The organism is Nonomuraea sp. NPDC050328 (genome assembly GCF_044459405.1).
Classification (GTDB): domain Bacteria; phylum Actinomycetota; class Actinomycetes; order Streptosporangiales; family Streptosporangiaceae; genus Nonomuraea.
The window spans coordinates 82,040-106,396 of the sequence record NZ_JBITIW010000016.1 but is presented as its reverse complement, the minus strand read 5'-3'; the positions used below and the strand labels follow the sequence as shown (position 1 = coordinate 106,396).

Below are 24,357 nucleotides of genomic sequence, written 5' to 3'. Positions count from 1 at the left end.
GACCAGAACGAAGCCATGACGACGTACGGCGCATGCGCACCCACACTCCATGCCGAAAGCAAGCTCTCGGCGAGCACCGAGTGCGCGGTATGTGATCAAACAGACCAAAGATCACAAATCCGACACTGGACGTCAAGATGGATCTTTATCACGATCTTATCTAGGAGGAAAACATGCATTTCCCCATACAGAGAGTGATCAATTCGGGCGTGGCGGTATCCCGTGCAGTGAGGGGTTGTCTAGAAATCGGCCCTGGCCGGCAATCGGTGGTGGCGTTGCGTGATCCTTGGGCTGGGAGCTATAGCGCTTCAAACTCCTGGTGTGGTGCTTGATCTGCGGTTTTGACCTCCAGGCGCCGCGCAGGCAAGATCGCGGGCCGTGTAGATTCGTCTGCTATATCTAACCTTGATCCGGGTGCTTGGTTGGCTGGCGTTGATGGGGCGTAGCCAGGCGCCCAAGGATGTCGAGATCATGGTGCTCCGCCACGAGGTGGTGGTGTTGAAGCGTCAGGTTGTGCGGCCGAAGCCGGACTGGGCCGGTAAGGCGCTTCTCGCGGCCTTGGCCCGCTTCTTGCCGTCGATGCTGCGGGCTCATCAACTGGTCGCCCCGGGCGCCTTGTTGGCCTGGCATCATCGTTTGATCAGACGCGCATGGCTCTACCCCACCGTACCGGCCGTCCCGGAACAGGCAAAGAGGTCTGAGACCTGGTCCTTCGTCTGGCCCAGGAGAATCCCAGGCGGGGGTACCGGCGGGTCCACCGCGAACGGATGCGGCTCGGTGTGCGGGTCAGCGCGGCGACAGTCCGGCGGATTCTGCGTTCACGCCGACAATCGCCGGCGCCGCGAAGCATCGGGACCTGGTGGCGGACGTTCCTATGCCTGCAGGCAAAGGGGCTGCTGTCCGCAGCAAGTTCTCCACGCTGCTCTCGGCTCCTCGCCCCCCTACGAGGGTCGCAACTCGTCTCCGCCGTAGATCACCTGTCGGGTCAAATCAGGACCGGGGAGACGACCTACGCGACGAAGACCGACGCCGACCGCGCGCTCACCTTGATCGAATCTCAGATCATCACCGGCGACGGACCCGGCTTACGGGAAGGTGCTGCTCAGCGACTACGCCCGTACGTGGATCAGCCAGCGTCCCGGCCTCCGGCCCAAGACGATCGAGGGCTACATGTGGCTGCTCAACCGTCACATCGTGCCGGGCCTGGGTGGCGTGGCGGTGGGCAAGCTGTCGACGCCGATGATTCGCGCTTGGCGAGCCGACATGCTGAAGGCCGGTGTGTCCGTGTCGGTTGCGGCCAAGGCATACAGGCTGCTGCGGGCCGTACTGATGACCGCTGTCGAGGAAGACAAGATCATCATGAGAAACCCGTGCCGTATCAAGGGCGCCGACAACGAGCACACCCCGGAGCGCCCCATCCTCACTCTCGCTCAGGTCTTCGAGCTGGCCGACCGGATGGCGGACAAGAGGTTCAAGGCGCTGATCCTCCTGACGACCTTCGCGAGCCTGCGGTGGGGTGAAGTGATCGCGCTGCGCCGGCGAAGCCTCGACCTCACCGCGCGCACGGTCAGCGTGCGGGAGCAACTCCTCGAACTCGACGGCGGCATCATGCAGCTCGGCCCGCCCAAGTCGCGCGCAGGCCGGCGCACGATCGCCATCCCGTCCGTCATCGTCCCGGCGTTGGCTGACCATCTTGCCGCGTATGTCGACGAGGCGGAGGACGCCTTCGTCTTTCTCGGCAAGCGCGGCGCCTTCCTCCGGGGCGGCAACTTCAGGAGGGAAGCCAAATGGGCGGAAGCGCTCAACGAAATGGGGATCCAAGGACTGCACTTCCATGATCTCCGCCACACGGGCAACACCCTCGCGGCTCAATCCGGAGCGAGCATCGCGGACCTCAAGGCTCGGATGGGCCGCGACAGCGACCGGGCGGCGCTGATCTATCAGCACGCCACCCGAGACGCAGACCAGAAGATCGCCGACGCGCTGAGTGCGCGGGTCAAGGCCGAGCGGAAGGGGAAGATCAAGAAGAAGCGCTAATGGCATGTTAATGGCACGGCGATCAAGTGGTGACCTGCGGTCCTACCACTCCTTGCCCTCGGCCAAGCGCTGATCTTTCATCTGATTGAGAGAGTCGTTGATTACCCGCAGCACAGCGCGGGCGTGATCACGCTCGACACCCATGCGGGTATGGAAGTCCCACTCATCAAGGTGGATGCCGTTGCATACCTCGTTGAGGGCGTTGTTGATGGCGAGAGCATCGTCCGGGCTGAGGTCTACGGTGATCATGTCAGCGGAGACTCGGACGACTTCCACAGATGGCATTGTCCAGGCAGAAGCGCGCCGCACGCACCCCACCCGCCTGATCATGCCTTCTGCCGTCGTCCCGCCCGAAGGGGAAGCGGGCCAGGGCCATGGGGACAAGGTGGAGCGCCCCACCGGACGAACGACCTTGGCCCCATGGCCCTGGGCTGCTCGGCTTGTCCCGGGACGATGGCGGACGGCATGATCAGGCTTCCACCTCAGCCCTCTACGGACCCCAGACTCAGCACGGCGATCATCCTGGAGCCGGAGTACCCCCGCCGGAGGTGTAGTGCCTGTACCGCTGCCGCGCTAGCCGGAAACCTTAAGGAGTAGGTCATCCGATGGACAGGCTTGCAAGGACTGGTGCTGCTCTCGCGGCAGGACTCGTCTTATCCGTGTTGATGACTGGTTGTTGGCCCGGATGCGAGGCAGCGGCCAACGCGGACATCAGAGATCTCAAGGAGATCGTGTCGGGGCTTCTCCCCGAGGCTGTTGCCGTCACTCTCGAAGAGGGGAATGACTGCGACTCTGGGTCCGGTGGCTTTATCTCATTCACGGCGAGTGTACGGATGGATAGTGAACAGATCTTCCAGAAGTTCCTAGTCAAGGGGTGGAGCCGGATCGACGAGCCGCACGATGAGCAGTGCGTCATATGCGTTGATGGCCTCGACGGCGTGTCCACCGATTGGGAGGGCGAAGTCGTTTACCTCATGGCCAGCAAGCGTGACGACTCGACCATGGACATCTTGGCAGCCTTCCAGTAGGTCGCGGCCCGAGTGGCGGACCGTGCGCGAGAACGGCCTCCAGGCCGCACGCGCAGCGTGCGGGCCGCAAGCTCGGGCCGCGTGGCGGTGCGGAGCGCCGCCCTTGATCCCTACAAGAACAATTCGGCAGTGATCCGCTTCCACAACTGAGGACGCGGTCTGAGGGATGGTAGAACGCTGAATGTGGACGATCGTCGGGAGCGGCTGCGGGCGCTAGGCGCTCTGGTTCGGCGTCTTCGCAAGAGCGTAGGACTCACAGGCAAGGAGCTGGCCGCGCGCGCTGGGGTTACGCAGCCGACGATCTCTCAGATTGAGACCGGGCAACTGCTGCCGCTGCCCGAGACGGTTGAGCGGCTAGTTGAGGGGCTGTCGCTGTCGGATGCTTCGCGGGGTGAGTTGGATAACCTGCTTGAGCGTCTTCGTGAGGAGATCCCACGACTCAAGGGTGGGTTGGCCGGCCGTGAGGAAGCTGATGTGGCACGGGTGCGTGCCGCGAGTCGAGTCGACTCGTTTCAGCCGGCGATGATTCCCGCTCTGCTTCAGACGGCGGAGTACGCACGGCTGGCCCTTCGTCTTGGTGGAGCTGGCCAAGAGGATGCCATCTCTCGGGCGGCTGCTATCCGCGTCGAAGGGCAGGCTGTGCTCTTCGAGGAGGGGCGGGAGTTCTCCTTCGTGCTCACCGAGGGCGCCGTACGAACGTGGCCTGGGCCTGTCTCTGTGGTCGACGCTCAACTTGATCGTCTCATGCAGCTCTCCACGCTGCCTACCGTGCGGCTTGGGGTGGTGCCGTGGGCGGTTCAAGTGCCGCGACTCCCCCTGCACGGGTTCACGGTCTTCGATGAGAAGGCGAGTGTTGTCGAGATGCTGACCTCGGAAGCGATCATCACGGATGCCGATGATGTCCGGGTTCACCTGGAGACCTTCCGGGCCTTCGAGGGTGTGGCGATCTTCGGGGACGAGATGCGGGAACTGCTCGGCCGAGTCGCCGCGGACTTTCGGCAGTTGAAGAACATCGACTAACTCACTTATTTATAAGTGAGATAACTTGAGTCAAGCCCTGCGACACTCATACGCTGCTGCCATGGATGTATAGCCCCCTAGACATCGGAGACGTCCATGCCTCCCTGGCGCGTATCTCGCATGTTCCTCGGCTCCACCATCTCCATCCTCGAAGCCCGCCGCTTCGTCTCGGCCTTCCTCGGCGCCTGGCCCACGCTCGACGACGCCATCCTGATCGTGAGCGAGCTGGCCACCAACGCCATCCGCCACAGCCACAGCGGACGGCCTGGCGGCAGGTTCGTCGTCACCCTGGAAGTCGTCGGCTCCTCGCTCCGGGTGGAGGTGCGGGATGAGGGCGGGCCGCGCCGGCCGATGCTGTTCCCGCTCTGCACCACGGAACCGGGAGGACGAGGGCTGGCGATCGTGTCCGAGCTGTCCGCGAAGTGGGGCGTAGCGGGCGATGACTACGGCCGGACGGTGTGGGCGGTCCTGGAAGTGTCACCTCTGGCTCTGGCGAGTGGGTCATGACGTGCTACGCGGTGCATGTGCCGGCCGCTGATCCGAACTACGAAGCGATCGAGTGGGGCGAACCGCGTAGGGACGAACGCGTTCGGGTGGTCCAGTGGACGTGTGACTGTCAGGCCACGTTCTACGAACTCCGGAGTGCGGCCGGTCTGTACTTCTTGTACCGAAGTGCCCCTGAGGCAGAGTCCGCGCGGCTCTTCAGGGCGGAAGCCCACAGCCTGTGGACAGACCTGCTCAACGGCAGGGCGCGTTGACGCGCGGCGTCCCAAAACGGCGATCGGCAATCAAGGCGGTAAGCGGACTGACCAGGGAAGCCCTCAAATCCGTACTGTCTAGAGGGATCGACGGTGAATCGTCTAGGGGCCTAGACTCGGTGGAGCACCACGGAAAGGGAACCACCGTGCCACCCAGCGAGCTTGAGCGTATCGCCGCAATCGACGACCCATACCTGCTGATCCGCCAAGCCACCGAGCGACTGAGCGCGGCACAACTGGAGGTCACCGAGCTGGCGAGGCTCCGCCGCCGGGTGATTCAAGAGCTTCACGCCCAAGGCATCTCCTATGCCCAGATCGCCCAGCAAGCGGGGCTGTCGCGCGGGCGCATTCACCAGATCAAGCACACGGGGCCAGCGCCAGAGGGCGCGTTCCTGGGTACTGGGACGATCACGCTGGCGACTCCGCTCAAGCGGGAGGCGAACAACGCCCGTCCCGTGGTCGCCATCGAGGACGTCACCGCGGCCAAGCGGCTGGAGGACCTGGCGCGCGGCTTCGGCATGGCCGCCAACCTCGAACACGTCCCGCTCGGCGGGGAGATCGACCTCAACCGCCCGAACCTCATCGTGATCTGCGGGCCGAAGCTCTCGCCCGTGATGGGCGCGCTGTACGAGTCCGACCCGGTGATCGAGTGGGTCAAGGACGGCGCCTGGACGTTGCGCGACAGCCGTACCGGCGAGGTGTATCGATCGGGAGAGGACTCCGACCCGGCCCGCCCGGTCGACTACGCGTACCTCGGCCGACTCCCCCGGCCCGATGGGCAGGGCAACGTGCTGGTGTTCACCGGCATCCACCCGCAGGGGACCCTTGGTGTCGTCGACCTGCTCACCTCCGAAATCGCGACCCTGTGGGGTCAGGTCGGCGAAGAGCGGTTCTCCACCGTCATCGGCGTGGAGTACGACCCGGCGACCGGGGAACCCGTCCGGGCAGAACTGGCCAGCCCGCTCTACCGCCACGAGGAGAGTTGACCGTGCGCCTCGCCTTCGCCACCGAAGCAGCTCCAGGCCGGCCGAACGAGGACTTCGCGGGGGCGACGCCTAACGCCGCGGTGCTGCTCGACGGGGTCGGTACGCCGGTCGGCTCGGATGCCGGGTGCTCGCATGGGGTGCCGTGGTTCGTGCAGGCGCTCGGCTCGTCCCTCCTCGCGGGGATGAGTCGCGACGAGGACACCTCGTTGACGGAGGTCCTGGCTGATGGGATCAAGGCCGTCGCCTCACTGCATGACTCGACCTGCGACCTCACCCACCCCGGCTCTCCATCCGCGACGGTGGTCATGCTCCGCCGTACGGCAAGCGCCGTTGAGTGGCTGGTCCTTGCTGACTCGGTCCTGTTGCTCGACGTCGTCGGCACCGACGAGCCGATGGTCATCTGCGACGAGCGTGAGGCTCTGGTAGGCGAGCCGTACCGGAAAGCCATGGACGCGCTTGCCGCCGGCACGCCCGAACACGTAGCCGCGCACCGGGCGTACGTGGAGACCCTTCGGGATCACCGCAACAGGGACGGCGGGTTCTGGGTGGCTGCGGTTGACCCGCTGGCCGCTGATCAAGCGCTGACCGGAAGCGTTCCGGCAGACACGGTCAAGGCGGCTGCGCTGCTCAGTGACGGGGCATCCCGACTGGTCGACCGCTTCGCGCTGGCGAGCTGGAGAGAAGCACTCGGGCTGCTCGCGCTCACCGGGCCGGACGAGTTGATCAAGCTTGTCCGTGAGGCCGAGACCAGCGACCTCGACGGCGCACGGTGGCCTCGCGGCAAGGCGTTCGACGACGCTACGGCCATGTTCTGGAAGTTCTTCTAGGGAAGCCAGAGAATTTCGTCCACCCCCCTAGACAGTTCTGAATCACCGATCTACCTTCAGTGCATAGCCCCCTAGACGCCGACCTCGAACGCACCAAGCGCTCAATGTCTAGGGGGGTACACAGAGGGAGCCACATGGCCATCCAAGGTCCTATCCCCGTCCACTTCGAGCAGGTCTTCCCGCACGGCTGCTTCCTCGTCAGCGAGGTCGAGCAGGTCAAGGACTTCGACGCCTCCACCAAGGACCGCGTCGTCTACGCCAAGGACAAGACCACCGGCGAACTCGTCTGGCAGGTCGCGGTCATGGACGGCGACCCCACGGTGAAGCTCTCCCAGAAGACCGTGGCCGTGAAGATCCTCTCCCCCACTCAGCCCATCGTGCCGCCGGCGCCCGCCTCCGGCCCGATGATCGTCCCGGTCGAGTTCGACGGCATGACGGTCACGCCGTACGTCGCCATGAACACCGGCCGGCTCGCCTACTCGCTCCGCGCCACCGGCATCCGCGCCCCGCGCACGTACTCCTCCAAGGATGTCGCGTGAAGCGCCCCCGGCCGGTCTCGGTGATCACGCTGAAGGCGGGCGCTCCGTCGAACGCCAAGTCCTACCCCTACCCGCGACGGACCCCGGTCCTGTCCCTCGACTTCGACACCACGTCGGTCCTGATCACGACGTCGTTCACCGACCGCGTCACCAAGGCGGACGTCGCTTTCGCCCGTGAACTGGCGGCCGAGACTGCGGCCTTCGCCGCCTCGATCGAGCAGATGTTCCGCGCCGCCTCCGAGGAGGCCCGCGGATGAGCCGACGCAGTCACCACTTCTTCTCGACCGGAGAGAACGCCCGAGTCCGCTGCTACACCTACGCCGGTCGTACGCCGATCTTCGATCTCACCTTCGGCTCCTCGATCGTCTCGTTCTCCACGGAGGAAGACGCCGCGCTCACCGACAACGACCTTGCCTTCGCGAAGGCCCTGGCCCGCACCGCCGCCGAGTACCTCGCCGCCTGCGAACAGCTCCACGCCAAGAACGCGTGATCCAAGCGGGCCGCCAGAAGCGCCAACTTCCGGCGGCCCCGGTTCTCCCCTGGGTTCTCACATCAAGGAAGGCATCAAGCCTAATGCTCAGAAAACTGCCTGGTGATCCCGTCTCCGGCATCGTCTCGACCACCCCGGACACCGCAGTCGTCTTCCGTCCGGCCATCGTCCAGACCCCGGCGATCGTCACCATCGTCATCTTCGCCATTCGCCTGATCATCGGCCTCATCCGCGCCCTGGTCCGACACCCCATCGCCGCGACGATCACGATCACTCCCGGAACCCTCTTCAGCCTGTACGGCTGGCAGTTCGCCGCTATGGCGCTGGCGACACCCATCGCGCTCATCACCCCGTGGGCCGTCGCCTACCCGCGGCAGGTCCTCCCGTGGTTCGGACACCGCCTGCTCGCCTGGTGGCGGCTCATCTGGATCTACCGCCGCCACTGGCAACCGGTCATGACCGTCTCGGGCCTCGGCCGCCACCTGCGAGGCCGCGACTACATGCCCCGCCTGCTCCGCGTCACCTGCACCTCACGGGCCGACGTGGTCACCGTGAAGATGCTCGACGGCCAAGCCGCCAAGGACTGGTCCGACCGCATCGAACACCTCGCCCACGGCTTCGGCGCCCCGTCCTGCCGCGTCAGCGTCGAACGCGCCGGCCGCCTCCGCCTCACCTTCCCGCGTCACGACCCTCTCGCCGAACCACTGCCTGCCGTACCTTTCGCGGCCAAACCCACGGTCGGCCCCATCGAGATCGGACGCACCGAGGACGGCCGACCCTGGCGCCTCAAGCTCCACGGAACCCACGTCCTGGTCGCCGGCGCCACCGGAGCGGGCAAGGGCTCGATCCTCTGGTCGGCGATCCGCGGCCTCATCCCCGCCGTGCTCTCCGGCCTCGCCGAGATCTGGGCTCTCGACCCCAAGCTCATGGAACTGTCCTTCGGCCGCGTTGTCTTCGGCAACCGCTACGCCGCCAACCCGGCCGACTGCGCCGACCTCCTCGACCAGGCCGTAGCCGTCATGCGCGAACGCGCCGGCCGCTTCGCCGGAGTGCAGCGCGACCACGTCCCCACCACCCGCGACCCGTTCGTCCTGGTGGTCGTCGACGAGATCGCGTTCCTCACCGCCTACCAGTCCGACCGCGCCTTACGGCAACGCATCTCCTCCGCCCTGGCCACCCTCACCACGCAGGGCCGCGCGGTAGGCGTCGGCGTCCTCGCCGCCCTCCAGGACCCGCGCAAGGACGTCATCACCATCCGCAACCTCTTCCCCGACAAGATCGCCCTCCGCCTCGACGAGTCCGAGCAGGTCGACATGGTCTTGGGCGACGGCGCCCGCGACCGGGGCGCACTGGCCGACCACATCTCACCGATCCCGGCCCTCGGCGCCGGCGTGGCTTACGTCCGCCTGGAGTCCTCCCCGGACCCCGTCCGTGCCCGCGCCGCCTACGTCTCCGACGCCGACATCAACGCCATGACCGCCCTCTTCCGGGAGGCCATGTGACCCTGCCCCGGCTCGTACGGCAGGCGATGCCCCTGGCTCTGGACGTCGCCATCGAGATCGCCAAGAACAACGGCGTCTGCATCCGCCCCATCGAACTCCGCCGCCAGGACACCACCACCGGCGAGATCATCCCCTTCGACCTCCCCTGCGGCGCCACGCAGGAGGCCAAGTGCCCGCCCTGCGCCAAGCGCAACCAGCAGCTCCGCAAGGCCCAATGCCGCGAGGGCTGGCACCTCGACCACGAGCCCACGGCCGACCCCGCCGAAGCCACTGACGACCAGCGCTGGCTCATCGAGTTCCGCGCCGACATCCAGGCCAAGCACGACCAGGCCACTACCGAAGCTGAAGCCGCCGACTGGGCCGCCGCCCTGGTCGCCATCGACGCCGAGATCACCCAAGCAGGCATGCGCGGCACCCTGGCCTCCCACCGCAGTACGGCACGCCGCACCCGCACCACCCGCCGCCGCCAGGACGCCCCCGACCTGCCCCGCCGAACCCGCCGCCCGACCACCCTGGGCCGCACCTTCACCGGCCCTCAAGGCCAGCTCTACCGCCCTTCGATGTTCGTCACCCTGACCCTCCCGTCGTACGGCAAGATCCGCAACGGTGTCCCCGTCGACCCCACGACCTACGACTACCGGCGCGCCGCCCGCGACGCCATCCACTTCTCCAAGCTCGTCGACCGCTTCACCCAGAACCTCCGCCGCGTCGCCGGCTACGACGTCCAGTACTTCGCCACCGTCGAACCCCAAAAGCGCCTCGCCCCACACCTCCACATGGCCATCCGCGGCACCCTGCCCCGCGCCGAGATGAAGCAGATCGCCGCCGCCACCTACCACCAGGTCTGGTGGCCTCCCTCGGACAACCCCGTCGACTACGAACCCGCCTGGGACGAAGACGGCTACCTCAACCCCGAGACAGGCGAATACCTCCCCACCCGGACCCAAGCTCTCGACCAACTCGACGAACCCTCACACGTCGTCCGCTTCGGCGACCAAGCCGACGTCCAAGGCGTCCTGGCCGGCTCCCCCGCCGCCAACCGAGCCCTCGGCTACCTGACCAAGTACCTCACCAAGTCCCTCGGCGCCCCCTTCAACGACAGTGACCAGGCCCGCCACGACCACACCACCCGCCTCCTCGACGCCCTCCGCTACGAACCCTGCTCGCCCGCCTGCGCCAACTGGCTCCGCTACGGCATCCAACCCAAGGACCCCAAGCCCGGCATGACCCCCGGCCACTGCCGCGGCAAAGCCCACCGCCCCGAACACCTCGGCTACGCCGGCCGCCGCGTCCTCGTCTCCCGCAAGTGGTCCAACAAAACCCTCCGCGACCACAAGCAGGACCGCCGCGCCTGGGCCATGGAACTCCTCGGCCTCGACGACCCGACCACCAACGACCCGCACCGCTACATCTGGCACCCGGTCTCCACCAACGACCCAACCCGAACACCCCGAGCAACCCAACTCATGAGAGGCATCGCCCGACGACAACAGTTCCGCGCCAGCCTCCTGGCCCTCGAAGCCAGAGCCGCAGGCCACTCGACGGGCAGAAACGAGGGCGCGGCATGACCCAAGACCTCACCCAGGGCCGGTTGCTGACCGTCGAAGAGGTCGCCGAGCGGTTGAACACGAGCGTCCGTTTCCCTCGGCGCTTGATCGAGGAACGCCGCATCACTTTCGTCCATGTCGGCCGCAAGGTGCGTATCCCCGAAGCCGCGCTTGAGGCGTTCATCGCCGCCGGCGTCGTCCATCCGATCACCACCCGCCGAAGGAGGGCCGCGTGACCGTCAGGAAGAAGAAGGCGACCAAGCGGCGCTTCGGCCGTGTACGGCAACTCCCGTCCGGGCGCTACCAAGCGCGCTATCCGGGTCCGGATGGCGTCGACCGCCCGGCGCCTGAGACCTTCGCCACCAAGACCGACGCTGAGATCTGGCTGACCAGAACCGAGGCCGAGATCCTGGAAGGTGAGTGGATTGATCCCGACGCCGGAAAGATCAAATTCGGCAAGTACGGCAAGGACTGGATCAACGAGCGGCCGAACCTTCGCCCCCGCACGATCGAGTTGTACGGCTACCTGCTGCGCACACATCTCGTACCCACCTTCGGCGAGAAGGCCATGAACGAGATCAAGGAGCCGCACGTTCGGCGTTGGCGGAAGAAGCTCCTCGACGCCGGAGTCAGTGCGGTGACCGCGGCCAAGGCGTACCGGCTGCTCAAGGCCATCTTCACCACAGCAGTGGACGATCAACTCCTGAAGCGCAATCCGTGCCGAATCAAGGGAGCCGGGCAGGAAAAGTCCGCGGAACGCAAGATCCTGACAGTCGGGCAGGTCTACAAGCTCGTGGACGCCATCGGCAACCGCTACCGCGCCCTGGTTCTTCTGGGGACCTTCGCGAGCCTCCGGTGGAGTGAGCTGGCCGGCCTTCAGAAGAGGGATCTGAACCTCGACGAGCAGACCATCCGCGTGGAACGTCAGCTCATCTACCTCACCGGGAAGGGGCTCGTCTTCACCGACCCGAAATCAGAGGCCGGCAAGCGCACCGTGGTGATTCCCGGCCTCATCGTGGATGAGCTCCGAGCACACCTCAAGGACTTCGCCCAGGACGGCGATGAAGGCTTGGTGTTCGTCGGGCCCGACGATGGTCCGCTCCGCAACAGCAACTTCAACCGCCGCGTGTGGCCCAAGGCTCTGGAGGATGCCGGGCTACCGAAGATTCATTTTCACGACCTCCGGCACACCGGAAACACCCTTGCCGCCAACGCCGGGGCATCGATCCGTGAGCTGATGGCGAGGATGGGTCACTCCAGCACCCGCGCCGCGATGATCTACCAGCACTCCACCGATGAGCGTCAGCGCGAGGTGGCGCGGAAGCTTGACGACCTTGCCCGCGGGGTTCTGAGGAACCGATCGGGCACGTGACGGGCACGCCTCCCGAATTCCTCCCAGACACACAGAAGCCCAGGGCAGACGATCATGTCTGACCTGGGCTTTCTGCAGGTGAAGCGAGGTGGAGCCTAGGAGATTCGAACTCCTGACATCCTGCTTGCAAAGCAATTAGAACGCTTGTTTGAAAGGCGATGGCGTAGAGGGCGTGCCGCGTGACGCGTCGCCGAGCGTCCAGCGACGTCCGTGATCGACTTCCACCGTTGTCACCCACTTAGACACCCAACTCGAAGCACTGCAGCGTGAGGCGCCAGAAAGACGGGCGAAGTCTCGCCTACGGGAACTACGGGCAGCGGTAAGGGACTGGTGAGGATGTCCCGTGAAGCGTGGCGCGAGACAGCCACGTGAGGGAAACTCCGGGCATGGCCAATCTGACCATGACCTCGCAACGATGGAATGAACTGACGGCGCTCTTGGAGGATGAGCGGCGACTCAAAGCCGAGTTCCCCGTGGTCGCCGACTATCTCGACATGGCGGCTGGCCTACCGGGCACCGGCGATGACCAGACCGATGCCGCCTTTGACCTCAGGTTCGTCCACTTCATGACGGGCGGGCGCGACGCAAGCGAGAACCCGTATTGGGAAATCGTCGAACCGTTCGTATCCGAGCACGAGGGCCGTCGCGTGGTCAACGGTGGGCTGGCGACAGGAAGCGCGCGACTCGCATACGCCCAGATGATCCTGCAAGCGACGTACGCCTACGCGATCCCTTCGCCAGAGACCATCGCCTGGATTTCTGCGCTCTGCGCTGGCCTCCCGATCGTGGAACTGGGCGCTGGCCGGGGATACTGGGCCGCCCAGTTGGCTCGCACCGGGCTCACTGTGGAGGCTTACGACCTGGAGCCGCCAGACACGTCACGAAACGTCTCATTCCTTGGAGCAGCCGGGCAGGTGGACGTGTGGCACCCGGTTACCGGCTTGGAAGGGTACAGCGCCGACTCCGGGCACGTTCTGTTCCTCTGCTGGCCTCCCGGCTGGGGCGATGAGATGTCGTCAAAGGCACTCGCATCCTTCGAGCAAGCCGGGGGCAGGCGGCTGATCTACATCGGGGAGTCCAAGGGCGGCAAGACCGGCAATGATGCCTTCTTTGACGCCCTGTCGGAGCGTTGGAGACTGGACGCCGCGGACCCAAGATTTGTGTCGTGGTGGAGAGAGTCGGACGTTGCGCAAAGCTGGGTTCGTCGCTAAGAACCGCAACGAAAAGGGGCACCGGGCCGCCCGGTGCCCCTATTCCTGTCTGACTACTTGAGGGACATACGGAACACGAACGCGTCGTAGCGATCCCTCGGATATGACACCTCGGAGATCATGATGACCCGGCCGTCCTCGGAGATGAACCGCTGATTGACCGCCTTGACAAGATCGCCGGGAGTGGTGCGCAGCCAGCTCGCATGCGACGAGGCGGGGAGCTTGTCCGTAATGGACTCTTCCAGGAAGGCCGCCTCCGACACACCGACGATGCCCGCCGGCTGATAGGTGTCCGAGATCGAGATCGCCCGGCCACCTTCGGTAGCGCGGGTGACGACATGAGTGATCAAATCACCCTCTGACAGCCCGAGGGCCTCCGCGATCTCACGGCCGGCGGGAAGCTCCCGCGTCTCCCGCTCGACCTGTACCCCGCGGTCGGACTCGTTCTCGAACGAGCGCTCCGCGGACTCCAGTTGGCGCTCTGGCGATACGCGCACAAGGTTGGGGCGGTCTGCGACGAACACGCCACGCCGGCGTTCGGATCGAACGAGACCCTGGCTCTGGAGCAGTTCAAGAGCCTTCCTGACGACGATCTCCGAGACATCGTTCTCCTGCGCGATCTCCTTGTAGCTCGGGAGCTGGACACGAGGCGGTAGCGCTCCGCTGCGGATACGTCGGGCGTACTCGCCTGCGATGCGAACGTAAGCCGGTTCTGGCACTGCTTGCTCATCCCCTTCGGCGGTTCTCCGGTGGCGCGATCAGCGTATACGCAACATCGTATCCCAAAGCCTTGTGCGTATACGTAGTTACGTATACGCTGACTCGTGTGAGCACCTCCCAGGAGAGGGATCACCCGGTAGCACTCGGAAAGGCGATCTGACGGGGTCGCGCGCCGACGCTGCCGGACCGCTCTGGCCGACGGGACAGACGCAACCGCCGCTGCACTAACAACTCCACAGTGACGCCGAAGGGCCACCGCCTCCCGATGAAAGGCGGCCCGACCGTGGTAAACGACCGCGGTCTCCCATCCATCCCCGACTCCTGCAAAGGGAGATCTTCACCATGAGCACCGCCACCACCGAAGCGCACCAGACCGCCGGCGCCACGGAGCGAGTCCGCTACACGTGGATCATCTCCGTGCAGTGGCCCACCAACGGCGGGTTCGGCAGCGCCACTCTCGCCAACACCGTGGACCTTCCTGCCGGCGCGTCCCGCATGGAGTGCTACATGCAGGTCTACGAACTGGCCAAGAGCCAGACCGGCCGCGACTCGCTCAACGTCCTGTTCTTCTCGCTGGAGCCCGACCGGCTGAACGGCTAGCCGCTGCGCTCCCACTTCGCCTACGGGCCGGGGACGGTCCTGCCCGCCAAGACAAGCACCGTCCCCGGTCCTCTCCTCAGAGAGGCACTCACCATCATGACTCACCGGTTCAATCCTCCTGGCCTGCTGGCCCTGGTTCCCCGCCCGGCCGTGACCGCGCCGGTTGTGCAGTGGATGTGCGACGCCTGCGGCGGAGCTGAGGAATCGGCCCCCGGCTGCGAGCCGCCTTCGCCGCCCGTCTGTCACACCTGTGCCCGGCTCGACGTGAGCCTGCCAGCTGGCGGCCGAAGCGTCGCCCAGTTGCTGGCCGACCTCGCCGACGCCGGCCCTGTCTGCACGCCGGAAGACGATGTGCTGTTCTTCGAGCCGGACTACGAGACGCCGCGTGAACGTGCGTACCGGGTGCGGGCGGCGAAGGCGCTCTGCCGTTCCTGTCCGGCGCTGGAGTCCTGCCGCGCCTATGCGCTGGCCACCCACACGACGCACGGCGTGTGGGCCGCGCTGACCGCCTCCGAGCTGCGTGAGCTGCGCACCGGCAACCAGCCGCGTGAGGTGGCCTGATGGTCCGCGCCGGCTTCCGGTTCCGCTGCGAGTGCGGGCAGCGTTCGGCCTCCGTCATCGGCTGTACGCGCTGCGGCACCCGCTCTGGCCGCCGAATCGAGCTGTGCCCGCTCCACGGCGCCAAGCGTTGCCCCGGCTGCCGTATCTGCCGTATCCGCTTCCGCCGCGCCTCGTCCCCGGCCTGAAAGGAGGCCACGCGCGATGACCCTCGTCTCTCACCTCATGGCCTTTCTCGCCGGGCTGCTGATCTGCGACCTGATCCGCTTCCTCCACCAGCGCTACCGGGTCCGCCAGATGGCCCGCCTGCTGGCCCGCATGGGCGGACCCCTGGAGAGCGCCGTTCACGCCTGGTCGGCCGACCCGCACAACTGGTGCGACCGGCCCGGCTGCGGACGCTGCTGGAAGGGGTGGCCGTCGTGAGCCGCATCCGCGCCCGCTTCTGGGACCCCGCCGGCCAGCGCTACGGCACCCCCACCTACCCGTGGCAGATGGCCCCGCCGCATCTGCTCACCATGCGCCAGCTCGCCGCCCGCGGCCTGCGTCCCGGCGGCCAGGGCGTGCAAGCCCAGATCCTTTGGTCCTCGACCCGGCACGGCGCACCGGGCGTGCGTCGCGCGTACCTGTACGACCTGCGGTTCGCGCTCCCCAAGCGGCCGATGACCCCGGCCAGGCAGCGAGCTTTGGACGCCGCCAACGCCGCCCGCCGTACCTGCCCCGACTGCGCGCGCGAGATGGATTATGTGCTCTCGCGCCGGCTGGGCGTCTGCAACGACTGCGCGTTCGGGACGGAGGCCGCCGCATGACGACCCTGCCTGAGATCCGCGCGGAACTGTCCGCCGTCGTCAACCGCATCGACGCCTCGTTCAACGACAACGCCGACACGTGGACCGCTGACAAGCACCTGACCTTGCAGGTGGTCTACGTGCGGCTGGCCAACCTGCTCGCCACCCTGCCCGAGGAGGGCTGACCGTGACCGCTCACATCCCGGACCCGCTGCCCGAGCCGACGCCGGACGAGATCGCCCGCGGTCTGGCCGACTTGGAACGGCACGTGGCCGCCAGTCTCCCGCCCGCCCTGCCTGAGCCGTCCACCCCGCCGGCCCCGCCCGCTGGGCTGACCCGGCGGGTTCGCCGCCTACGCGCCGAAGTGGCCGAAGCGCACCTGCTGGCCGAACTCCAGGGCGACGACGCCCCGCTGCTGGTGGACACACCCAAGGTGCGCAAGCGCCGGCGTGCCGCCCAGCAGGCCGCCCGGCTGCACGCCCTGGCCCAAGACCCGGAGATGCGCGCCTGGCAGGCCGCCCGCATGCGCCGCACGCTGGTCACCGCCGCGCTGGTCTCGCTCACCCTGGCGTTGGCGTGGTCCACCGCCGGCGTCCAGCACTTCGCCGCCGACGGCGCGACCGCCTGGACGCCCTCGTGGGTGTTCGCCTGGCTGGTCGAGCCGTTCCTGTCCCTGGCCCTGCTCGTGGTCGTCGGGGCACGTGCCTACCTGGGCACGCGCGGCCAGCCGCTCACCGAACGGACCCTGGTCAGGATCGAGCACCTTTTCCTGGCGCTGACACTCGGCATGAACGCCTGGCCCTACCTGCCCTGGGGACTGCCGGACGGGACCAGCTTCTCCCTGTCCCGGCTTGTGCTGCACCTGCTGGGTCCCATCGTGGCCGTCGCCATCGTCACCGCCCTGCCCGTCATCTTGGCTGCGTTCGCCCGCCTGGATCACGGCCAGCCCGGTACACCTACCGGCCCGTCGTACAGGCCGAACACCGCCGCACTCGACACCCTCACCGCCCGCGCCCGCCACCTGATCGCCGCCGGCGAGCTGCCCGCCGACCCCGGCGCAGACAAGATCCGCCGCGCCCTGGGCTGCGGCATGGACACCGCCCGCGCCGTTCGTGACGCGCTGCGCACCCACACCTCCTGACCCTTCCCGGAAGGACCTTCCGTGTTCACCTTCATCCTGATCATGTCCATCGTCATCGGTCTGGGCTGCCTGGCCGTACCGGTCACCATCGCTGTCCGCGGCCTGCTCGACCTGCCCCGCGTGCGCGTCCTGGTGCACACCCGCATGGAGCGGGTGGCCGCCGCCTACCACGCCGAAACCGGCCGGGAGCGTACCCGGTGGTGATGTCCATGCCCCGCCGGCCGCGCGTGGTGTACGTCGTCACCGACGCTGTCCCGCCCCGCGCCTCCCGCAGCTTGCGCCGTCTCCTGGCCTGGCTGCGGGGGGCGCTGGCCCTGCTGCTGGCCGTGCTGGTGCTGCTGGTGACCGCGCTGGACGCGTGGCTGACCGCGCTCATCGGCATCCGCCCCCTGATCCCGGCCGCCTGCCGCGGCCTGACGCTGCTGGCCCGTGAGGCTCGCGCCTGGGCCGACGGCATACCCGAAGCCGACATCGTCACCGACCCCGACCGGGAGGTACGCCCATGACCACCGCCCCCGGCCTGCCCGACGCCGGCCGCCGTGCGATCACCGAGCTGTCCGGCATCGAGTTCACCGGCTCCCTGGGGGAGGCGTTCTACATCTACGGCAAGGCGCTGACCGCGCTGGCCGACCGGTGGTCCCTGGAACTGGACATCGCCGCCGTGGACGCCGAAGCCGCCATGACCACCATGAAGGGCAACAAGCTGCTGTTCGGCGTGGACACCAAGATCCGCGCCCGCCGCGTGGCCAAGCGCCTCAAGCGCGCCCGCGAACTGGCCGCCGCCCTGGCCGACCGCGGCGAGCGCTTCCACCGCACCTACGTCAAGCACTTCACCCCGCCCCGCTGACCAGCGGAAGGAGGAACACCATGGGTACCGGACAGAACCGCCTCGACGAAATCGCCAACATCGAGTTCCACGGCAAAGTCCCCAAGAAGATCACCGACTACGCCAGCGCCGGCCAGCGATTCGCGCACGACATGGCGCGCGAACTGGACAACGCCGCCCACGCCGCCGAGACCGCCATGGGGCAGCTCAAGGGCCACCCGATGCTGCTGGGCATCGACGTTCGCGCGCGTGCCGCCCGTGTGGCCGGCGTGCTGGACGAAGCGCGAGAACTGTCGCTGGGGATCTCCGCCGAGCTGGTCAAGTTCCACTTGCAGTTCCGGCAGGAGTTCGCCGACGCGCTCACCGACAAGCGCTCCGACAAGCGCAAGGACTACAAGGGGCAGGTGCAGTTGTGATGCGCCGATCCTCGACCTCCCTGCAACTGGTGCAGGACGCCAGCATGGAACGCCTCACCGCATCGGCCATCTCCAAAGTGGGCGTGCTGGTGCCGCCGTGGCTGCTGCTGGGCCTGCTGACCCTGGCCGGCTTCCTGTCCCACCTGTGGTGGGGCCAGCCGCCTAAGGTGACGTGGGCCGCGGTCGGCTGCACGCTGGGCGTGACCGTGCTGACCGGGCTGACATGGGCTATCACCCATCAGCGTCGGCTGGTGGGCCGGCTGCACTCCACACTGACCACCGCCGCCGCCGGCGGCTGGTTCACCGCCGCCACCGTGACCGGGCTCGGCAACCCCGTCATGCAGGGCGTGCTGTTCTTCGGCGGGGCCACCCTGGCGCTGTCGTGGAACATCCGCACCGTCATCCGCCGCGCCGGCGGAGATGAGGCCGAGCACGGCGGGGACGCGCTCGGCAGCCTGTTCAACCGGGCCAAGGAGCAAGCCGGGCTCAAGGGCGCCCGCGCACGTGCCACCCAGATCACCGACCACAAGGTCAAGGGCGTCCTGCAGCTCCCGCCGGGTGAGAAGACCGCCGCGGACGCCATCAGTGCCACCGACCGCATCGAGTCCGGGATGCAGCTCCCGCCCGGCAGCGTCATCGTGGCCCGCGATGACGACCGCGCCGACCGGGCGTACATCACCGTCTCCGACCCGCGCGCCATCCGCCAGCCGATCCTCTGGCCCGGCCCGTCCCACCCCGGCGCATCCATCGACAAGCCGCTGCGCATCGGGCTCTACCAGGACGGCGACGACGTGCTGTATCGGTTCGTCGGCCACCACTTGCAGGTGATGGGCCGCACCGGCTCCGGCAAGTCGATCGGCGGTGCGTGGAACCTGGTCGGCGAGATCATGACCCGCGCTGATGCCGCGGTGTTCTCCATCGACATCAGCAAAGACGATCAGACGATGGGGCCGCTGCGCGAGGGGCTGCACCGCTTCGAGACTGGCAAGGCCGGCGCGGTCGAGCTGATCCGCGCCATCCACGAGGCGATCCCGCAGCGCACCAAGTGGCTGGCCGCGCACGGCTACAGCGACTGGGAGCCCGGTTGCGGCCTGACCTACTGGTACCTGCACATCGAAGAGATTGCCAAGCTGATCGCCGAGATCAGCGACAAGGACGCCGAGAAGCTCGGCGAGATCCTCAAGGAGATCCGTTCGGCCGGCGGCTCGGTCATCCTGTCGTTGCAGCGCGCCGACTACACCCAGATCCCGACGCTGTTCCGCTCTCAGATGGCCAAGATGTGCTTCGGCCTGTCCGACCCCGACGACGTGAAGTTTGGCGTCTCGGCTCGCCAGCGCAAGGCCGACGTGGCGCCGCATGAGTGGGAGGACCACTACCCCGGCATGGCGCTGCTGGACGCCCGCGGCATCCCGGCCACGCACTACGCGATGCCGCTGCGCACCTACACCTGGGGACGCGACAGCCGCGAGGCGCGCGCCGCGATGGCCGCCCACGCCGCCGCCTTCCCCGCCCGCGCCAAGAAGGTGGACCCGTTCACCGCCGCCCTGGCCCGCCCGACCGGCCCCGCCACCCACCCGCAACCCGAGGCAGACACCATGCCCACCCCACTCAGCACCACAGACCCCGGCGACTTCGCCGCCGACCCGGTGGCCGAGTTCGCCGCCGACTGGGCCGAACTGCTGGCCGACGCCGCCGCGCTGGTCATCGCCCACCAGGACGCCACCCCCGAGCTGCTGCGCGGCCGGCTGCGGATCGCCGCCGGCGACTGCGCTCGCCTGCTCGAAGCCCTGGAGCGCAAGGGCGTCATCGGCCCGGCCGACCCCGCCACCGGCGCCCGGCCCGTCCTGATCCCGGCCGGTGCCGCCGCCGACGACCTAGTTGAGCTGGTACGGCAGAGCGGGGACGTGGTCACCGCGACGCTGGCCGAAAGCGACGACCCCGACCCGACCCTGTCGGCCGGCCCGGACGACCCGATCACCCCGCCCGAGGGCGCCGACGCGGACGCGTTGCAGGCGGACGGCCCCGACGTACGCATGCACCCGGCCGACGCCCGCACCCTCATCCACGCCTGGCTGCGCGAGCGCAAGCAGGACGGGCGAGTGTCGTTCACCGCCACCGACCCGGACCTGACCTCCGTACGGCAGCGCACCGGCAACGGACGCGCCTGGATCTACAAGGTCCTGACCGACCTGACCGAGCGAGGCGTGCTGTCGAGCGCCAAGACCGGCAGCGTCACCACGTTCACCATCGTCGATCTGGGACCGCTGAACGCCGGCGCGCGCCCCTACCAGGACGCCGCCTGACGGCACCCGGCCCGGCGGGCGGGCTCTCGCGTGCGGCTGCGCGTGGGAGCACCGCCCGCCCCCAAAACGATCTTGTCACGGGTGTCACACCCGCCCGTCACGCCCGCTGTCACGGCCGGCCTGTCACGCTGTCACACCGCCGCTGACCTGTAACACCACACCCCGACCCCTGCCCGTGACACCACCGGGCTGTCACGGGCCGCCCATGCATGATCACCCCCGCTTCCCGTCCGGGAGACCACCATGTCCATCATCACCATGCTTGGCGTCGGCATCATCTCCACGTCACTGCTCACGCTCGCCGGCGTGCTGACCCTGCTGGGCTACCGGCACGGCCTGACCCGCCGCCCCTTCACCGACTGCCGACCCTGCCAAGGCACCGGCGTCAAACGCGGCGCCCTGTTCACCCGCTCATTCAGCTTCTGCACCGCGTGCGAGGCGACCGGGCTGGTTCCCCGGCTCGGCGTCCGCCTGTTCGGCATCCCCATCTCCGAACACCAGCAGGCCCTTCGCCGCCGTCACCGCGACGCCCTTCGCTGATCCACGGCCCCGCCACCCTGCCCTGCCAGCCCGGCACGCCAACCGACTTGGAGAGACCCACCATGGCCTCCGGCAACCGACCCACCCGACCCCGCTACCACCACACCTTCTACGCCGGCCACCACATCCGCGCCGTCTGCCAACGGTGCGGCGGAAACGGACTCGCCGCCAACCTGCCCACCTTCGCCAGCGTGGCCGAAGCCATCGACCACCTGACCGCCGACGGATGGGCTCGCATCACCGACGCTGAGCCGGCCCACGTCCGCCCCTATGACCAGCGTTGGCGCTGCCCGCGATGCATCAACGAACTCCGGTGCCGCACCCACGGCCACGCCTACGAGGTGGCGCCGCTCAGCATCGGCCGGCTCGGCACCCGCTACAGCGCGCACCTGATCTGCCGCCGCTGCGACACCACGTTCGGTGGTCCCACCGTGACCAGGCCGCCCGCGCTGCTGGCCTGGCTCTACCGCCTGTGCAGCCGCCTGGCCGCCGCCGACCTCCGACGCGCCGAACGCCGCGCCGACCCGCTGTTCTGACCCGAAAGGACACGATCATGCTTCCCGCCACATGCAGCCCGCCCGCCCCCATCACCATCGGACACTTCGCCGGCCACGAGCTGCACAGCCTGTTCAATCCCGTCCTGGCCCACGCCTCCACCGAAATGGCCGCACGCGTGCCCGGGCTCACCCTGATCTCCTGCGAGATCGAACATGGCGTCTTCTACGCCGTGGCCACCGACCGCTACACGCTCGGCATCAGCCGCCACCCGCTTCCTGACGACCAACCGCCCACCAACGGCAGCATCACCGTCCCCGCCGCCACCCTCCGGCGCGTTCTCGCCGCCGTCCGGCGCCGTGACCAGCTCGTCCTGTCCATGGCCATGGACGGGCTCACCATCACGCTGACCAGCGAATCGCCGCTGACCTTCCACATCTCCGCCTCGCCCATGGACTTCTTCATTCCGTGGCGGACCCTCATGGGCAGCAAGCTGCGCATGCCCGCCGCCGTGCAGGCCGCGCCCGTCTCCATGGCCCCGAGCATGCTGGCCCGCTTCGCCTCCGCCGTCCGCGACGGTCTGCCGCTGGAATTCCGGCATCTCCAGGGCAAGTACGCGCCCGTCCTGGTCACCTGCGGGACCCACTTCGCCGGCCTGCTTATGCCCGTCCGCAACAACACCCCGACCACCGCCGAGACCAGCGTGAACCCGCTGGACACCTGGCTGTCAGCCTTCCCCGCACCCGATCCGGACAGCCAAGCCGCCTGATGCACAGGACGCCCTCGATCAGCGCCTGACCCTCCTTCTAGGCGACGCCAACGCCGGCCCGCCCCGTACAGAAAATCTCTGCCTAGAGCAGGCAGATAAGACCTCGCACAATGTCGAGAGGTACGCCGCGTGATTGCCGTTCCCCGCCCCGACCCTGCTCAGATGCCCCTCTTCGTGACAGGGCTGCCCGAACCGGGCTGGTTAGGTCGCATCACCTTCCCCGCGATGGTCAGCTACAGCAGACTGGCGCGCCGACCGCTTCCCCGCCACCTGATTGCGCGCTGCCCAACCTACGTAGACTCGCGCGGCTTCACCGAGTTGAAGAAACATGGCCGGTGGACCATAACCCCGCATGCGTACGTGGACTGGCTCCGCAACCATCGCGAAAAGATCAATCTCCAATGGGCCGCACCGCAGGACTGGATGTGTGAGCCCGCAATCATTCACGGGGGGCGATTCGGCCGCGAAACGTTCGCCGGCACTCATCTCAGCGTCCGTGAACACTTGCACCGCACAGTGGACAACTTCCTGACGCTGCGCCAGCTGGCGCCGGATCTGAAAATCTTCCCCGTGGTGCAAGGCTGGGAACTTGACGACTACCTGCACTGCGTCGAGTTGTACGCCGCCGCCGGCGTGGACCTCGCAGCGCTCCCGCTGGTAGGAATCGGCTCAGTCTGTCGCCGCCAATCCACTGCCGAGATCGGCCAGATTGTCACCACGCTGGCCGGGCTGGGTTTGCGCCTGCACGGCTTCGGGGTCAAAACGCTGGGCCTGCTGCGCTATGGCAGCTACCTGACTTCGGCCGACTCCATGGCTTGGAGTAAAGACGCCTTCCACAGCCCGCCCCTGCCTGGTTGTGTGCACCGCAACTGCGCCAACTGCCTGCTCTACGCGGTGCAGTGGCGTGCCCGCCTCCTGGCCAGGCTGCACACCCCCCAACACCACACCGAAAGGAAAGCCGCGTGAGCGTGCCTGTTCGCTACGCCCTCGCCGCCGCCACGCGTGGGTGGCATGTCTTCCCCCTCGTCCCGGGCGGGAAGACGCCGCCCCGCGGGTTCACGTCCTGGGAATCGCGCGCCACCACCGATCCGGCAACCATCCACGCGTGGTGGGCGCACCAGCCGTACAACGTCGGGATCGCCTGCGGACCCTCCCGCCTGGTGGTGCTCGACCTCGACACCCCCAAAACCGGAAAGGAGGGGCTTCGCCCCCCGCCCCATTGGGACCTGCCGGGGGTAAACGACGGCGCGGACGTGCTGGCCGTTCTGTGCGAACGAGCCGGAGAACCCCTGCCGTTCGAGACTTTCACCGTCCGCACTCGCCGCGACGGAACTCACCTCTACTTCACCGCCCCCGCCGGCCTACGCCTGGCCAACACCGAGGGACACAAGGGCACCGGCCTGGGCTGGCTGATCGACACCCGCGCAAACGGCGGGTACGTCGTCGGCCCCGGGAGCCACGTGGAACTGCCCGACGGGACCGGCACTTACCAGGTGCTGCACGACGGCCCCGCCGCCCCCCTACCCCCCTGGCTGTCCAAGCGGCTTGAAGCCTCGCCACCGACGCCCGCTCAGCCTGTCCGCTTGGTCCTTCCTCTCGACCGGCGCGGCGCGTTCCTACGCGCGGCGATCGCCGGCGAGCTGGACCGCCTGGCCGCCGCCCCGCTCGGCGAGCGCAACCGCACCCTGTTCCTGGCCGCGACCGCTCTCGGCCAGTTGGTCGCCGGTGGCGCGCTCAGCGAATCTGAGGTCACAAAGCTGCTTGGACAGCAGGGGGAAGCCATCGGGCTCAGACCGTCAGAAACGCGCCTCACCATCGCCTCCGGGCTCCGCAACGGCGCCCGACGCCCCCGCAGCGTGGCCGCATGACCACCCACCAACTCCGTCA

At 67.7% G+C, this 24,357-nt stretch carries 32 protein-coding genes; 30 read left to right on the top strand and 2 right to left on the bottom strand.

The genetic code is table 11. The features are described from left to right. The first annotated feature begins 1,095 nt into the window (after positions 1–1,095). On the top strand, positions 1,096–2,037 hold the full coding sequence (locus ACIBG7_RS40460; RefSeq protein WP_357918873.1) for a tyrosine-type recombinase/integrase: 942 nt from the start codon (positions 1,096–1,098) through the stop codon (positions 2,035–2,037). Positions 2,038–2,079: 42 nt separating this feature from the next. Here ACIBG7_RS40460 and ACIBG7_RS40455 read toward each other — a convergent pair whose 3' ends face one another. Further along, the gene (locus tag ACIBG7_RS40455) at positions 2,080–2,286 is read right to left on the bottom strand and encodes a hypothetical protein (RefSeq protein ID WP_357918870.1); all 207 of its coding nucleotides are present in this window, start codon (positions 2,284–2,286) and stop codon (positions 2,080–2,082) included. A gap of 356 nt (positions 2,287–2,642) precedes the next feature. Here ACIBG7_RS40455 and ACIBG7_RS40450 point away from each other — a divergent pair, with 356 nt between their 5' ends. The 13 genes from ACIBG7_RS40450 (at position 2,643) to ACIBG7_RS40390 (ending at position 13,317) form a co-directional block, all read left to right on the top strand. Continuing rightward, positions 2,643–3,065: a hypothetical protein gene (locus ACIBG7_RS40450; RefSeq protein ID WP_357918867.1), complete on the top strand. Its 423-nt coding sequence runs from the start codon at positions 2,643–2,645 to the stop codon at positions 3,063–3,065. 183 nt (positions 3,066–3,248) lie between these two features. Beyond that, positions 3,249–4,085, top strand: a complete 837-nt coding sequence (locus ACIBG7_RS40445) for a helix-turn-helix domain-containing protein (RefSeq protein ID WP_397339704.1) — start codon at positions 3,249–3,251, stop codon at positions 4,083–4,085. A 120-nt stretch (positions 4,086–4,205) separates the two neighbouring features. Next, positions 4,206–4,592, top strand: coding sequence for an ATP-binding protein (locus ACIBG7_RS40440; RefSeq protein WP_397339703.1), 387 nt, complete (start codon positions 4,206–4,208; stop codon positions 4,590–4,592). Between the two features lie 397 nt (positions 4,593–4,989). Then, a complete protein-coding gene (locus ACIBG7_RS40435; protein ID WP_397339702.1) occupies positions 4,990–5,829 on the top strand; it encodes a sigma factor-like helix-turn-helix DNA-binding protein in 840 nt (279 codons plus the stop codon). Positions 5,830–5,831: 2 nt separating this feature from the next. Then, positions 5,832–6,656 (top strand): integrase, encoded by an 825-nt coding sequence (locus ACIBG7_RS40430; RefSeq protein ID WP_397339701.1) that lies wholly within the window; start codon positions 5,832–5,834, stop codon positions 6,654–6,656. A 134-nt stretch (positions 6,657–6,790) separates the two neighbouring features. Further along, positions 6,791–7,195: a plasmid replication, integration and excision activator gene (locus ACIBG7_RS40425; protein WP_357918852.1), complete on the top strand. Its 405-nt coding sequence runs from the start codon at positions 6,791–6,793 to the stop codon at positions 7,193–7,195. Continuing rightward, entirely contained in the window at positions 7,192–7,452 is a 261-nt protein-coding gene (locus ACIBG7_RS40420) for a hypothetical protein (RefSeq protein WP_397339700.1), read from the top strand. Before ACIBG7_RS40425 ends, ACIBG7_RS40420 begins: the two co-directional genes overlap by 4 nt. Beyond that, positions 7,449–7,685, top strand: coding sequence for a hypothetical protein (locus ACIBG7_RS40415; protein WP_397339699.1), 237 nt, complete (start codon positions 7,449–7,451; stop codon positions 7,683–7,685). Before ACIBG7_RS40420 ends, ACIBG7_RS40415 begins: the two co-directional genes overlap by 4 nt. 83 nt (positions 7,686–7,768) lie before the next feature. Continuing rightward, on the top strand, positions 7,769–9,187 hold the full coding sequence (locus tag ACIBG7_RS40410; RefSeq protein WP_397339698.1) for a cell division protein FtsK: 1,419 nt from the start codon (positions 7,769–7,771) through the stop codon (positions 9,185–9,187). Continuing rightward, positions 9,184–10,755 carry a replication initiator gene (locus tag ACIBG7_RS40405; protein WP_397339697.1) on the top strand — a complete coding sequence of 524 codons (1,572 nt, stop codon included), beginning with the start codon at positions 9,184–9,186 and terminating at the stop codon, positions 10,753–10,755. Before ACIBG7_RS40410 ends, ACIBG7_RS40405 begins: the two co-directional genes overlap by 4 nt. Next, positions 10,752–10,970 (top strand): excisionase family DNA-binding protein, encoded by a 219-nt coding sequence (locus ACIBG7_RS40400; protein WP_357918837.1) that lies wholly within the window; start codon positions 10,752–10,754, stop codon positions 10,968–10,970. The genes ACIBG7_RS40405 and ACIBG7_RS40400 overlap by 4 nt, the downstream gene beginning before the upstream one ends. Further along, complete coding sequence (locus ACIBG7_RS40395) at positions 10,967–12,106, top strand: site-specific integrase (protein ID WP_357918835.1); 1,140 nt, start codon at positions 10,967–10,969, stop codon at positions 12,104–12,106. Before ACIBG7_RS40400 ends, ACIBG7_RS40395 begins: the two co-directional genes overlap by 4 nt. Positions 12,107–12,492: 386 nt before the next feature. Then, on the top strand, positions 12,493–13,317 hold the full coding sequence (locus tag ACIBG7_RS40390) for a hypothetical protein (RefSeq protein WP_397339696.1): 825 nt from the start codon (positions 12,493–12,495) through the stop codon (positions 13,315–13,317). A 53-nt stretch (positions 13,318–13,370) separates the two neighbouring features. Here the strand turns inward: ACIBG7_RS40390 and ACIBG7_RS40385 are convergent, their stop codons facing one another. Further along, positions 13,371–14,036, bottom strand: coding sequence for a GntR family transcriptional regulator (locus tag ACIBG7_RS40385; protein WP_397339695.1), 666 nt, complete (start codon positions 14,034–14,036; stop codon positions 13,371–13,373). 343 nt (positions 14,037–14,379) lie between these two features. On the opposite strand from ACIBG7_RS40385, the gene ACIBG7_RS40380 reads away from it, so the two are divergent. From ACIBG7_RS40380 to ACIBG7_RS40305, 16 genes are all read left to right on the top strand, one after another. After that, a complete protein-coding gene (locus ACIBG7_RS40380; RefSeq protein ID WP_397339694.1) occupies positions 14,380–14,637 on the top strand; it encodes a hypothetical protein in 258 nt (85 codons plus the stop codon). Positions 14,638–14,901: 264 nt separating this feature from the next. Continuing rightward, complete coding sequence (locus ACIBG7_RS40375; RefSeq protein WP_397339693.1) at positions 14,902–15,198, top strand: WhiB family transcriptional regulator; 297 nt, start codon at positions 14,902–14,904, stop codon at positions 15,196–15,198. Between the two features lie 201 nt (positions 15,199–15,399). Next, entirely contained in the window at positions 15,400–15,618 is a 219-nt protein-coding gene (locus tag ACIBG7_RS40370; RefSeq protein WP_397339692.1) for a hypothetical protein, read from the top strand. Continuing rightward, on the top strand, positions 15,615–16,001 hold the full coding sequence (locus tag ACIBG7_RS40365) for an RRQRL motif-containing zinc-binding protein (protein WP_397339691.1): 387 nt from the start codon (positions 15,615–15,617) through the stop codon (positions 15,999–16,001). Before ACIBG7_RS40370 ends, ACIBG7_RS40365 begins: the two co-directional genes overlap by 4 nt. Next, entirely contained in the window at positions 15,998–16,165 is a 168-nt protein-coding gene (locus tag ACIBG7_RS40360; RefSeq protein WP_397339690.1) for a hypothetical protein, read from the top strand. The genes ACIBG7_RS40365 and ACIBG7_RS40360 overlap by 4 nt, the downstream gene beginning before the upstream one ends. 2 nt (positions 16,166–16,167) lie before the next feature. Then, the gene (locus ACIBG7_RS40355; RefSeq protein ID WP_397339689.1) at positions 16,168–17,121 is read left to right on the top strand and encodes a hypothetical protein; all 954 of its coding nucleotides are present in this window, start codon (positions 16,168–16,170) and stop codon (positions 17,119–17,121) included. A gap of 21 nt (positions 17,122–17,142) precedes the next feature. Further along, positions 17,143–17,325 (top strand): hypothetical protein, encoded by a 183-nt coding sequence (locus ACIBG7_RS40350; RefSeq protein WP_397339688.1) that lies wholly within the window; start codon positions 17,143–17,145, stop codon positions 17,323–17,325. A 5-nt stretch (positions 17,326–17,330) separates the two neighbouring features. After that, complete coding sequence (locus ACIBG7_RS40345) at positions 17,331–17,627, top strand: hypothetical protein (protein WP_397339687.1); 297 nt, start codon at positions 17,331–17,333, stop codon at positions 17,625–17,627. After that, positions 17,624–17,968, top strand: a complete 345-nt coding sequence (locus ACIBG7_RS40340) for a hypothetical protein (protein WP_397339686.1) — start codon at positions 17,624–17,626, stop codon at positions 17,966–17,968. Before ACIBG7_RS40345 ends, ACIBG7_RS40340 begins: the two co-directional genes overlap by 4 nt. 20 nt (positions 17,969–17,988) lie before the next feature. Next, on the top strand, positions 17,989–18,363 hold the full coding sequence (locus ACIBG7_RS40335) for a hypothetical protein (protein WP_397339685.1): 375 nt from the start codon (positions 17,989–17,991) through the stop codon (positions 18,361–18,363). Continuing rightward, the gene (locus ACIBG7_RS40330; protein ID WP_397339684.1) at positions 18,363–20,666 is read left to right on the top strand and encodes a DNA translocase FtsK; all 2,304 of its coding nucleotides are present in this window, start codon (positions 18,363–18,365) and stop codon (positions 20,664–20,666) included. The genes ACIBG7_RS40335 and ACIBG7_RS40330 overlap by 1 nt, the downstream gene beginning before the upstream one ends. Before the next feature lie 243 nt (positions 20,667–20,909). After that, positions 20,910–21,206 (top strand): hypothetical protein, encoded by a 297-nt coding sequence (locus ACIBG7_RS40325; RefSeq protein ID WP_397339683.1) that lies wholly within the window; start codon positions 20,910–20,912, stop codon positions 21,204–21,206. A 62-nt stretch (positions 21,207–21,268) separates the two neighbouring features. Further along, positions 21,269–21,742: a hypothetical protein gene (locus ACIBG7_RS40320; protein WP_397339682.1), complete on the top strand. Its 474-nt coding sequence runs from the start codon at positions 21,269–21,271 to the stop codon at positions 21,740–21,742. Positions 21,743–21,759: 17 nt separating this feature from the next. Further along, positions 21,760–22,470 carry a hypothetical protein gene (locus ACIBG7_RS40315; RefSeq protein WP_397339681.1) on the top strand — a complete coding sequence of 237 codons (711 nt, stop codon included), beginning with the start codon at positions 21,760–21,762 and terminating at the stop codon, positions 22,468–22,470. Positions 22,471–22,632: 162 nt separating this feature from the next. Then, the gene (locus ACIBG7_RS40310) at positions 22,633–23,436 is read left to right on the top strand and encodes a hypothetical protein (protein ID WP_397339680.1); all 804 of its coding nucleotides are present in this window, start codon (positions 22,633–22,635) and stop codon (positions 23,434–23,436) included. Further along, positions 23,433–24,338, top strand: coding sequence for a bifunctional DNA primase/polymerase (locus ACIBG7_RS40305; RefSeq protein WP_397339679.1), 906 nt, complete (start codon positions 23,433–23,435; stop codon positions 24,336–24,338). Before ACIBG7_RS40310 ends, ACIBG7_RS40305 begins: the two co-directional genes overlap by 4 nt. Positions 24,339–24,357: the final 19 nt, after the last annotated feature.

Coding starts and splice junctions, on each gene's coding strand:
- ACIBG7_RS40455 (WP_357918870.1), bottom strand. CDS start 2,286: ATGATCACCGTAGACCTCAGCCCGGACGATGCTCTCGCCATCAACAAC.
- ACIBG7_RS40450 (WP_357918867.1), top strand. CDS start 2,643: ATGGACAGGCTTGCAAGGACTGGTGCTGCTCTCGCGGCAGGACTCGTC.
- ACIBG7_RS40440 (WP_397339703.1), top strand. CDS start 4,206: ATGTTCCTCGGCTCCACCATCTCCATCCTCGAAGCCCGCCGCTTCGTC.
- ACIBG7_RS40425 (WP_357918852.1), top strand. CDS start 6,791: ATGGCCATCCAAGGTCCTATCCCCGTCCACTTCGAGCAGGTCTTCCCG.
- ACIBG7_RS40415 (WP_397339699.1), top strand. CDS start 7,449: ATGAGCCGACGCAGTCACCACTTCTTCTCGACCGGAGAGAACGCCCGA.
- ACIBG7_RS40410 (WP_397339698.1), top strand. CDS start 7,769: ATGCTCAGAAAACTGCCTGGTGATCCCGTCTCCGGCATCGTCTCGACC.
- ACIBG7_RS40400 (WP_357918837.1), top strand. CDS start 10,752: ATGACCCAAGACCTCACCCAGGGCCGGTTGCTGACCGTCGAAGAGGTC.
- ACIBG7_RS40390 (WP_397339696.1), top strand. CDS start 12,493: ATGGCCAATCTGACCATGACCTCGCAACGATGGAATGAACTGACGGCG.
- ACIBG7_RS40380 (WP_397339694.1), top strand. CDS start 14,380: ATGAGCACCGCCACCACCGAAGCGCACCAGACCGCCGGCGCCACGGAG.
- ACIBG7_RS40370 (WP_397339692.1), top strand. CDS start 15,400: ATGACCCTCGTCTCTCACCTCATGGCCTTTCTCGCCGGGCTGCTGATC.
- ACIBG7_RS40360 (WP_397339690.1), top strand. CDS start 15,998: ATGACGACCCTGCCTGAGATCCGCGCGGAACTGTCCGCCGTCGTCAAC.
- ACIBG7_RS40345 (WP_397339687.1), top strand. CDS start 17,331: ATGCCCCGCCGGCCGCGCGTGGTGTACGTCGTCACCGACGCTGTCCCG.
- ACIBG7_RS40340 (WP_397339686.1), top strand. CDS start 17,624: ATGACCACCGCCCCCGGCCTGCCCGACGCCGGCCGCCGTGCGATCACC.
- ACIBG7_RS40335 (WP_397339685.1), top strand. CDS start 17,989: ATGGGTACCGGACAGAACCGCCTCGACGAAATCGCCAACATCGAGTTC.
- ACIBG7_RS40330 (WP_397339684.1), top strand. CDS start 18,363: ATGCGCCGATCCTCGACCTCCCTGCAACTGGTGCAGGACGCCAGCATG.
- ACIBG7_RS40325 (WP_397339683.1), top strand. CDS start 20,910: ATGTCCATCATCACCATGCTTGGCGTCGGCATCATCTCCACGTCACTG.
- ACIBG7_RS40320 (WP_397339682.1), top strand. CDS start 21,269: ATGGCCTCCGGCAACCGACCCACCCGACCCCGCTACCACCACACCTTC.
- ACIBG7_RS40315 (WP_397339681.1), top strand. CDS start 21,760: ATGCTTCCCGCCACATGCAGCCCGCCCGCCCCCATCACCATCGGACAC.
- ACIBG7_RS40310 (WP_397339680.1), top strand. CDS start 22,633: ATGCCCCTCTTCGTGACAGGGCTGCCCGAACCGGGCTGGTTAGGTCGC.